This window comes from Streptomyces sp. NPDC042336, from assembly GCF_055581985.1.
Genome location: NZ_JBVJEA010000098.1, coordinates 1 through 1,632 on the forward strand (window position 1 = coordinate 1; position 1,632 = coordinate 1,632).

At 67.3% G+C, this 1,632-nt stretch carries 1 protein-coding gene and 1 pseudogene; one reads left to right on the forward strand and one right to left on the reverse strand.

Annotated elements, in window-relative coordinates:
- The first annotated feature begins 709 nt into the window (after positions 1–709).
- On the forward strand, positions 710–1,045 hold the full coding sequence (locus ACZ6IM_RS42570) for a hypothetical protein (protein WP_319218429.1): 336 nt from the start codon (positions 710–712) through the stop codon (positions 1,043–1,045).
- A gap of 76 nt (positions 1,046–1,121) precedes the next feature.
- Here the strand turns inward: ACZ6IM_RS42570 and ACZ6IM_RS42575 are convergent.
- A pseudogene (locus ACZ6IM_RS42575) lies at positions 1,122–1,408 on the reverse strand (Atu4866 domain-containing protein).
- Between the last annotated feature and the right edge of the window lie 224 nt (positions 1,409–1,632).

A 1,632-nucleotide genomic window follows, 5' to 3' on the forward strand; every position in this document is an offset into this window, starting at 1 on the left:
CATCCTCACCCCCGGACCGGACCCCCGCCTGGCCGTCGCCCAGGCCGTGGCCCTGGACACGTTCCAGGACCGTTGACCCGAAGAGACTGGCGCCGGCGGCGGGCAGGTGGCATCGGCCGTGCGGCATCCGGCTCACGTCCGCTGTGGGAACTCCTGCGGGCAGTGCCGCTCCCACACCGGCCGACATCGCTAAGCCGAACCACCAGATGGACGCCGGGCGCGCAAAATGTCTGATCCGGCGGGCTGTTCCTCTCGGCGACCTGCATGGCGAGGAGTGGCCGGTCGACTGCTGCGGCGCGTGCCGACTCGTCCCCCGTGCCGGTGTGTGCCTGTGTTTCATTGGAGGGACAGTCGTCTTTGTGCTGTCTTACGAAAGGCCGGGGCAGCGTTGTGGTTCCTTCGAATCGTCGGGTGTGCTCGGGGTCGTGGTGCGGAGATCACCCGGGCCGGTCAGTCTGCACCCAGTTTATGGAGCCGGCCTGAGTGCTGCCGATGCGCCTGGGAGACGTCGGTGTGCCGGGGCTGCGCCGTGAGGAGGTGGTCATGCTGGCGGCGTGGGCTACGACTACCACATGCGTCTGGAAAGGCTGGGCCCCAGGTCATCGACGCGATCGCCGCAGCCCTCCACTTTGATGATCAGACACACGACCACCTGCGCAGACTCACCCGGGCGCCCCAGGAGTGCCGCAACGTTCGGGCCGATCACCAGTTGGCCCGACACCCCCGCCTTCATCCTGGCCCGGCCCTGCCCATTCTGGCGCACAACGCGCTCGCCGCGGCACTGCACAGCAGAATTCAGCGGTTCGACAACCTGGCCCGTATTGGCAAACCCACCAGGCGAAACACCTCGTACACCCCCAAGCCGACGCTAGAGATCGAGTTCGCGGCCTTCACCGCCAATGATGCCCCCCACCAGCGTCTGGTCGTCTACCAGGCTGGGCCGGCCAGTTCCACCGCCTTCGCCGAACTCCGGTCGCGTGTCAACCATAGGCAAGCGGTGCAGGTGGTCCAAGAAGAATCCCGCCGGTTTCGCAGCGACACCTGATGAGGGGTCCGTCAGCAAGCTGACGGACCCCTCATGCTTTGGCCGGAGCGGGAACCGCTGAAGCGCAGTCGGCCTGTCAGCCGTGCGACCGGGTGCCTCCGTCCCGGGTGCGCTCGTTGCCCTCGCGGTAGGGCACGAGGTGCTCGTGGAAGAGGACGTCGCCGGTGGCAGTGAAGCCGGTGTCGTCGACGTAGTCGATGTGGTTGGCGGTGACGGTGTAGCGGCCGGTATAGGCGCTCTGGCGGTTCCGCGGGCCTCGTCGTAGCGGCCGTTCGGCAGCAGTTCCTGGCGGATAAAACGCTCTGCAGCCACCCACATCCCGACGTACGGGTGAGGGGCGCGGGGCGTGTCGTTGCTGGTCATGATTCCATCGTTGACCCGGCGGCCGCGGGCAACCAGGCCGCAGTCTCCCCAGGTGCGGGCTTCCTGGCGATGGTGCGCCCCGCGTTGCGGCTGACAACGTCATCTTCCCGAAGTGCCCAGACTTCGCTCATGAACAGGTGTCGGGGTGATGTCGGTGGCCGGAGGGTGGGTGGCCGATACCCAGGCAGTCGGCAGCCTGGTTCTGCCTCCGCAGCTCGCGGAAA